Raw genomic sequence first — 8,519 nt, 5'->3', positions numbered from 1 at the left:
TTCACGGCGTGTCTTGAAAGGGTATCCCCTCCACGGCCCGGACTTGATGCCTCACCTAATATCGATTTTTATCCTGCTACTCCCACCAAAAAACTATACAAAACCTCTTGCCTTGTACAATAAATCGGCGTACAACTTATACAAAGCCTAGCCACTTGTATAAGAGGTGCATCGATGGATACCCACGCAGACGTCAAAATTCCGGTTGGCATCAGTGAATGCCTGCTCGGCGAGCGGGTTCGCTTTGATGGCGGACACAAACGCAACCGCTTTCTGACCGACGTCATGAGCCGCTACTTCGACTATCGGCCCGTCTGCCCGGAAGTGCTGATTGGCCTGGGTATTCCCCGCAAGCCCATCCGCCTGGTCGCCACCGACAAAGGCACCCGCGTGCGCGGGGTTCAGGACGACAGCCTCGATGTCACCGAAGCGCTGGCCGCCGAGGCCGACAAGGCGCTGGAGCGTATGCCGGACATCTGCGGCTACGTGATGATGCAGAACTCCCCGAGCTGCGGCGCCTTCCGTATGAAACGCTACGGCGAAAACGGCTACCCGCTCGACAGCGACGGGATTGGAGCCTATGCCGAACGTTTGATGGAATTGCACCCGCTGCTGCCGGTGGAAGAGGCTGGGCGCCTGACCGATGCCGGTCTGCGTGATAACTTCATCTCCCGGGTGTTCGCCTACCACGACTGGAAAACCTCCGTCGAGCCGGACCCCACGCCTGCAAAGTTGGTGGACTTCTACTCCCGGTACAAATACCAGGTAATGGCTCACCATGTGCCCAGCTACCAGTCCATCGGTCGGTTGGTGGCCCAGGCGGGAACGCGGGACATCCATGAACTGTGCAATGAGTTTCTGACCGCGTTTATGGCCGCGCTGAGTCATAAAACCACGCGCAAGAGCAATACCAACACCATGCTGCACCTGCGTGGCTACCTGCGCGACCTGCTCGATGGCAATGAACAGCAGGAGCTGTCCGAGGTCATCGACGCCTATCACGCCGGTGATGTGCCGCTGGTGGTACCGCTGACGCTGCTCAAGCACTACCTGCGCAAGGTGGATAATCCCTACCTGCAAAAGCAGACCTTCTGGGCGCCGCATCCGGAAAAACTGGGCCTTCGCAATGCCAACGTCTGAAGATCGGGAGTCGATGGTTTCTGAGGCGGTACCCATCCGCAGGGTATCCGAGCTGACCGGCGTGAACAGCGTGACCCTGCGGGCCTGGGAGCGGCGCTATGGGCTGCTCAAACCGCTGCGCACCGCCAAGGGCCACCGACTGTATCGACCGGAGGATATTGCCAGGGTAGAGGCCATTCAGCGCTGGCTCGCCCGCGGCGTTGCGGTGGGTCAGGTCCGGGCGCTGCTGGATCAGGGCGCTGAGGCTACCGAGGTGGATCTGTCGCCAACCGATCCCTGGCAGCAACACCGCCAGGTGATGGCCCATGCGCTTGCCGCGCTGGACGTGCATGCTCTGCGAAAGCGGCTTGCCGAATTGACCGCCGAGTATCCGATGCCGGTTCTGGTGGATCACTGTATTGAACCGCTGCTGTCGCAGTGGCGATCCGATGTCGGTCAGGGACGGCCTCAGTATGGGGTAACGTCGCAACTGTTGTGCTTCGAATCCGTGCTGTATGACTACTTCGCATCGGCACGCCATCGGCAGTCGGCGCCCAAGGGGGCACCGCGTCTGTTGCTGGTGGATAACGGACGCACCCCGGATTCCGTGCTGCCGATGATCCTCGCGTACAGTCTGGGCGTAAACAGGCTCCAGGTGGACTTCTTTGGCCCGGTGCCCCAGGCGGAGTGGTTGTACGCGGTGGACCAGCGGGGGGCGGATGCGGTGTTGCTCTACACCGACAGCGTTCCCGAACCAGGTTTGGAGGCCGCACACCGCGATCTGGAGCGGCAATTGGCGGTTCCGATCTGGTTGGCGGGCCGGCAGACGGCGCTGGTGGACAGCACGCTACAGCCTCATTGCCTCGGACAATCCCATAGTGAAATTCTGGCGGCGCTGGAGGCACGGCTTCCCGTGCGGGTCGAAGGTCCTGATTTCTCTGATAACGGGTCCCCCGGCTCTGGAGCATCACGATAATGACAGACAAGCTGATCACTAAAGTCACTACCCTCTACGAGCGATTTGATCCCGCGCTGATTGGTGCTCTGGATCAGATTTACGATACCGACGTGGTGTTTGAAGACCCCCTGCACCGGGTAGAAGGCCTGGTTGCCCTGCGCCGCTACTTCTCCGGCATGGTGCATGGGCTTCAGGAGTGCGGCTTTACCTTCAATCACATTCTCGAACAGCGAGGGCACGCCGATGAACCGGATCAGGCGGTCCTGCTGTGGACCATGAATTACCGCCATCCGAAGCTTAAAGGGGGCCAGCTGCTGACCCTTGAGGGGAGCAGTCATCTTCAGTTTCGGGAGCGGGTGGTGTATCACCGCGACTATTTCGATGCCGGCGCCATGCTGTATGAGCATATTCCGGTATTGGGGTACGTGATCGGCAAGCTCAAGGCGAGGCTGGGGTAATGGTGAGTTCGGACAATCAACGCATTCTGGTATGGCTGCGCAATGACCTGCGCCTGCGCGACAACCCCGCCCTGTATCACGCCGCCGAAGCGGGGCAGGGCGTGGTGGCGGTGTATGTGTTGTGCGAGGATTTTATCGAGCGGCACAGCACGGCGCCGTCACGGCTGGATTTTATTCGGCGCCATTTACGTCAGATGCAAACCGATCTGGCCGAGCGGAACATCCCCCTGGTACTGCTTCGGGTTCGCCGGGCCGCTGAAATCCCCCATCAGTTGCTATCCCTGAGCCGTCGGGAAGGCTGCCATTCGCTGTATTTTAACGCGGAATATCCCCTCGATGAGCTGAACCGGGACCGCGCAGTGGCGGAGTATTTCCATGATCACGATCGCCATTACAAGCGGTTTCATGACCGGGTGATTCTGCCCCCGGGAAAAGTGCGTAACGGCCAGGGTGAGCCCTATCAGGTGTTTACCGCGTTCAAACGGCGCTGGATCCAGATGGCCCGTGAGCTACCGATGGTGCCTCACGGCCTTCCGGCCGTGCAGCCGGAAGCCTTGGGACAGGTCAGCGACGCCGGGATGACCCTGGATAGTCTCTTCCGGGGGGTTCACCTCAAGGACCTCTCGGCACTTTGGCCTGCGGGCGAGGAGGAGGCGTTGAGCCGCCTCGCCGAGTTTGCAGACGGACCCATTCGGGACTATAAAAGCAAACGGGACCTGCCTGCGGAGGCCGCTACATCGACGCTGTCACCCTATCTGGCGGTGGGCAGCCTGTCGCCCCGCCAATGCCTGACCGCCGCGCTGAGTGCCAATGAAGGGCGCTGGGACGAGGGCAGTGAGGGCGTGACCACCTGGATCAGCGAGCTGGTCTGGCGGGACTTCTATCAGCATGTGACCGTGGATTTTCCGGTGGTGTGTAAACACAAGCCGCTCCAGGGCCACACCGACGTCTTCCCCTGGCGCGACGATGAAGAGGATTTCAACCGCTGGCGTCGCGGAGAAACCGGCATTCCCATCGTGGATGCGGCGATGCGACAGCTGCTCGACACCGGCTGGATGCACAATCGGCTCCGAATGATCGTGGCGATGTTTCTCACCAAGAATCTTCGCATTGACTGGCGTCTGGGTGAGCGCTGGTTCATGTCGCAGCTGATCGACGGCGACTTTGCGGCCAATAACGGCGGCTGGCAGTGGAGCGCGTCCACCGGGACCGATGCGGCGCCTTATTTCCGTATTTTCAATCCCGTGACCCAATCCGAGCGTTTTGATCCCGATGGCCGGTTTATCCGTAAATATGTTCCAGAGCTGGCAAGGGTTTCGACAAGACAGATACACCAGCCGCCACCGGTGTCGGGTTATCCTGCGCCGATGGTGGACCTGAAAGCCAGCCGCAAGGAGACCATTGCGTTGTTTCAGCAGCTCAATGGCTCATCGTCAAAGGGCTAGAGGAGTCGTTTATGAGCCAGTCCCAGTGGATATGGGTTACAGGTGCCTCGACCGGTATTGGTGAAGCACTGGCCCGTCGGTTATTGCAGAACGGCCACAACGTGGTGATCAGCGCCCGCTCCGCGGACAAGCTGGAATCACTGGCCCGGGCGTTTCCCGAGCGATGCCATGCGCTTCCCGTCGACCTGACGGATCGAGAGGCACTGAGCCAGGTGAGCGATCGGTTGAAGACCATTACCCATCACCTTGATTCCGTCGTAATCAACGCCGGCACCTGCGAATACATCGACGTCAAGCATTTCGATGCCGCTCCTTTTGCCCCGGTGATGAACATCAATGTGGTCGGCTCGGCCAACACCGTCGAGCTGGCACTGCCGTTTCTGCGTAAATCCCCCAACCGTGCCCAAGTGGTCGGGGTGGGGAGTATGGTCACGGTGCTGCCGCTGACCCGCAGCGAGGCCTATGGTGCTTCGAAGGCCGCCATGGAGTATTTCATGCACTCTCTGCGCGTCGACCTGGCACCCGAGGGCATTGATGTGACACTGGTTCGACCCGGTTTTGTCAAAACCCCGCTCACCGACCGCAATGACTTTGAGATGCCGTTTCTGGTGGAAGCCGAAACGGCGGCAGAGCACATTGCCCGCGGTATGGCCCGTCGTCAGCGGATCGTGCAATTTCCCTGGCAGTTGGTGTGGACCATGCGTCTTATCAGCTGGTTACCCCTGGGCTGGAAAACAGCTCTTTTGAAAAAGATGGTGAAAGATTGAGCGACACAAATAGAACAAACGCTATGAAAGAAACGGGCTACGAAACAAAACAGATTGCGATTGTCGGCTCCGGTATCAGCGGATTGACGGCGGGGCACCTGCTGGCCAAGCGTCACCGGGTCACGGTGTTTGAAGCCGGTGAGAGCATTGGCGGCCACACGGCCACCAAGCGCGTCAATGTGGCTGGACAAGATTACGATGTGGACACCGGTTTTATCGTTTTTAACGACCGTACTTATCCGAATTTCATCAAGCTGATGTCCCGACTGGGCGTTCCCAGTCAATTGACCGAGATGGGTTTTGGCGTTACTCAGCCGGGGAGTCATCACGAGTACAGCGGCAGTGGCGTCCGTGGTCTGTTCGCTCAGAAGCGCAACCTGTTTCGACCGGCGCACTGGCGGATGCTTCGGGAGATTCTGCGCTTCAATCGAGCCTGCACTCAGGCCCATGAGCAAGACCGGGTCGACCCGCAGATGACTCTGGGGGAGTACCTGGAACAGGAGCGCTATAGCCGGTTTTTCCGGGAACATTATATTCTGCCTATGGTTTCTGCGATCTGGTCCTCGGGCCTGTCCGGCGCGGCAGAGATGCCACTGATCTTCTTTATCCGGTTTTTCCACAACCACGGGCTGCTGACTGTCACCCAGCAGCCCCAGTGGTACACGGTCAAAGGCGGCTCCCACAGTTACCTGCCTCCTCTGACCCGCGAATTCGCTGACAGCATTTATACCGGTTGTCCGGTTCACCGCGTGGAGCGAACAGAGCAGGGCGTGCGCCTGACCACAGACCGCTTTGGTGAGCAGGCTTTTGATGAAGTCATTTTTGCCTGTCACAGCGACCAGGCGCTAAAGCTTTTGGTGGATCCGACCGACCGTGAATATGACATTCTGTCGGCCATTCCCTATCAGGATAACGACGTTGTCCTGCATACTGACACCAGCATCCTGCCCAAGGCACCAGGTGCCTGGGCCAGCTGGAATTATCGGCTCAGTCCCGGACGGGACAACGAGGCGGTGTTGACCTACAACATGAACATGCTCCAGCGGCTCGAGTGTCCGGAAACCCTCTGTGTGAGCGTCAATGCCACGGAATGGCTCGATGAGCACAAAATTCTCGGGCGCTATCGCTACAGTCACCCGGTATTCAACCGGGAAAGCATTGCAGCCCAGGCGCGATGGAGTGATATCAGTGGTGTCAATCACACCCATTACTGCGGTGCTTATTGGCGCAATGGTTTTCACGAGGACGGTGTGGTATCGGGCCTGCGCGTTGCCAAGGCGTTGGGAGAGTCCTTCTGATGCACAGCGCGATCTATCAAGGCTGGGTGCGCCATCGCCGCTTTGTGCCTCGCGGGCACGAGTTCCGGTATCGCTCGACCCTGTTTTACCTGGATCTGGATGAGTTGCCGGGGCTGTTTGAAGGGCTGTGGTTCTGGGGCTTCAATCGTCGCCGACTTGGCTGGTTCCGACGGGAGGATTACCTCCATCCCCAGGAGCCGGACTTGAAAACCGCCGTGCGCGAGGAAGTGACTCGCCAGACGGGCCACTGTCCGTCAGGTCCGATCCGGTTGTTGACCAACCTTCGCCAATGGGGGCTGTGTTTCAACCCGGTCAGTTTTTATTACTGCTTCGAACCTGACGCCGAGAAGCCCAGTGTCATCCTGGCTCAGGTAAATAATACGCCCTGGAATGAACGACATTGTTACGTGATTCCCTGCAACCCGAAAACCGGCAAGAGTCGATTGGGGTTCAGGAAAGCGTTCCACGTATCGCCGTTCAATCCGATTGACATGGAATACCGGTGGATCAGCACGGCGCCGGACGAATCCCTACTGGTTCATATGGAAAACTGGCGCGAGGGGGCCTGTCACATGGATGCAACGCTCAGCCTCGAGCGGCAGGCGTGGGAACCATCGCGCCTGAATCGCATTTTGTGGCAGCAGCCCTGGCTGACGATCAAGGTGCCTCTGGCCATTTATTGGCAGGCACTCAAACTCTGGTTAAAGCGGGTGCCTCCCTATGGGCATCAGACGGCCCCGGCTTCTGAACGATCCACCACCCAAATTACGCTGGCACCCAGGAGGTAGTTGTGACGCATTCCAACCCCAGCATCGCACGTTTTAAAGGCCATCGTCTGGCCAAACCGCGCTGGAACCAGGCGCTGGCCAAACGTCTGATCCTCAAAACCCTCTCCGCCATGGAGGAGGGCTGCCTTCGGCTGCACGATGGCGACGAGTGCCACGAGTTCGGTCAGCCGGCCGACCAGGCGGTGTTGGTGGCGGATCTGCATGTGCACGATCCCATGGCCTACGCCGAAGTGGCCTTTGGAGGTTCAGTGGGTGCCGGAGAAGCCTATATGAGCGGCTACTGGTCGACCCCGAACCTGACCCAGGTCACGCGCATTTTTGTCCGCAATATGCACGCGCTGGACAAGATGGACGCCAGCCAGTCTATGTTCGGAAAGGGGCTGCTTCGACTGTTCAGCTGGATGAATCGAAACTCGAAAGAGGGCGCCCGACGCAATATCGCCGCGCACTACGATCTGGGTAATGATTTTTTCCGACTCTTTCTCGACCCGAGCATGATGTATTCCTCGGCCATCTACCCGCGTGCCGAGTCCACCCTGGCGGAGGCTGCCGAGTACAAGCTGCAGCGGATCTGCGAGAAGCTGGAACTTGGGCCCGATGACCACTTGTTGGAAATCGGTACCGGTTGGGGTGGTATGGCGATCTACGCCGCCCGGCATTACGGTTGCCGGGTGACGACCACCACCATCTCCCGTGCCCAGTGGGAGCATGCCCAGGCGCAAGTGAAAGAAGCGGGGCTTGAAGATCGGATAACACTGCTGTTCAAGGACTACCGGGACCTGACCGGCGAGTACACCAAACTGGTGTCGGTGGAAATGATTGAGGCGGTAGGGCATGAACACTTCCGGGAATATTTTGAGCGCTGCTCCCGTCTGTTGACCAGCGATGGGCTGATGTTGATTCAGGCCATCACCATTGCCGATCAGCGCTACGAGCACGCCCGCAAACACGTGGACTTTATCCAGCGGTATATTTTCCCCGGCGGCTCGCTGCCTTCGGTCGCATTGATGAGCGACCTGACGCGCCGCTTTACCGATCTGAACCTGCTGCATCTGGAAGATATCGGCCAACACTACGCGCGCACCCTGAGAGATTGGCGGCTCGCCTTTGAGGCGCAGCTCGACCGAGTGCGGGCAATGAAATTCGACGAGCGCTTTATCCGGATGTGGGAATACTATCTGTGCTATTGCGAGGGGGGCTTTATCGAGCGCAGCATCGGAACCGCACAGCTGTTGATGGCCAAGCCCAAGTATCGTCCGGAGCCGGTCTGACGTGGAACTCAAGCGGCACTACTGGTGGATCAATGCGGCCATCTCACAAATCGGCTGGTTTGTGTGCGTACTGCTGGGCAATGTACCGGGCGTGGCATTCACGTTTCTGTTTGTCGTGCTGCACTTCCGGTTCGCGCCGGTGCACCCGCGGGACTGGCTGGCCGTCTGTGTCGCGCTGCCCATGGGTGTTGCGCATGACAACCTGCTCGGCTACTTCGGGGTGTTGGATTACAGTGCCGAGTCCGCCTCGGGATTGGCGCCGGGCTGGTTGACCTGTCTCTGGGTGATCATGGCACTGACTCTGCATCATCCTCTGAAAGCGTTGTACGAACGTCCCTGGTTGATCGGCGTGGTTGGCGCGGTGGGTGGCCCCATGGCGTATCTGGGTGGCGTTCGTCTGTCCGGTGTGGAGTGG

General features: G+C 59.2%; 9 protein-coding genes. All 9 read left to right on the top strand.

Translation table 11 applies throughout. From position 1 onward, the window contains the following. The first annotated feature begins 174 nt into the window (after positions 1-174). Complete coding sequence (locus tag B3187_RS09010) at positions 175-1,140, top strand: YbgA family protein (RefSeq protein WP_286805884.1); 966 nt, start codon at positions 175-177, stop codon at positions 1,138-1,140. Then, the gene (locus B3187_RS09005) at positions 1,127-2,095 is read left to right on the top strand and encodes a MerR family transcriptional regulator (RefSeq protein WP_286805882.1); all 969 of its coding nucleotides are present in this window, start codon (positions 1,127-1,129) and stop codon (positions 2,093-2,095) included. Before B3187_RS09010 ends, B3187_RS09005 begins: the two co-directional genes overlap by 14 nt. Next, positions 2,095-2,535, top strand: a complete 441-nt coding sequence (locus B3187_RS09000) for a nuclear transport factor 2 family protein (protein WP_286805881.1) — start codon at positions 2,095-2,097, stop codon at positions 2,533-2,535. Before B3187_RS09005 ends, B3187_RS09000 begins: the two co-directional genes overlap by 1 nt. Then, entirely contained in the window at positions 2,535-3,980 is a 1,446-nt protein-coding gene (gene phrB, locus B3187_RS08995) for a deoxyribodipyrimidine photo-lyase (protein WP_286805880.1), read from the top strand. Before B3187_RS09000 ends, phrB begins: the two co-directional genes overlap by 1 nt. Before the next feature lie 11 nt (positions 3,981-3,991). Further along, complete coding sequence (locus tag B3187_RS08990) at positions 3,992-4,747, top strand: SDR family NAD(P)-dependent oxidoreductase (protein ID WP_024460130.1); 756 nt, start codon at positions 3,992-3,994, stop codon at positions 4,745-4,747. A gap of 23 nt (positions 4,748-4,770) precedes the next feature. After that, positions 4,771-6,045, top strand: coding sequence for an NAD(P)/FAD-dependent oxidoreductase (locus B3187_RS08985; RefSeq protein ID WP_286805877.1), 1,275 nt, complete (start codon positions 4,771-4,773; stop codon positions 6,043-6,045). Next, positions 6,045-6,833, top strand: a complete 789-nt coding sequence (locus B3187_RS08980; protein WP_286805875.1) for a DUF1365 domain-containing protein — start codon at positions 6,045-6,047, stop codon at positions 6,831-6,833. Before B3187_RS08985 ends, B3187_RS08980 begins: the two co-directional genes overlap by 1 nt. A gap of 2 nt (positions 6,834-6,835) precedes the next feature. Further along, the gene (locus B3187_RS08975; RefSeq protein ID WP_024460133.1) at positions 6,836-8,104 is read left to right on the top strand and encodes an SAM-dependent methyltransferase; all 1,269 of its coding nucleotides are present in this window, start codon (positions 6,836-6,838) and stop codon (positions 8,102-8,104) included. Position 8,105: 1 nt separating this feature from the next. Continuing rightward, positions 8,106-8,519 (top strand): DUF2878 domain-containing protein (locus B3187_RS08970; protein WP_286805873.1); only part of this gene is annotated, 414 nt, incomplete at its 3' end.

Origin of the sequence: Marinimicrobium sp. UBA4209 (assembly GCF_002381585.1) — a bacterium.
Lineage (GTDB): Bacteria > Pseudomonadota > Gammaproteobacteria > Pseudomonadales > Cellvibrionaceae > Marinimicrobium > Marinimicrobium koreense.
This window is presented reverse-complemented; position numbering and strand designations above follow the sequence as displayed.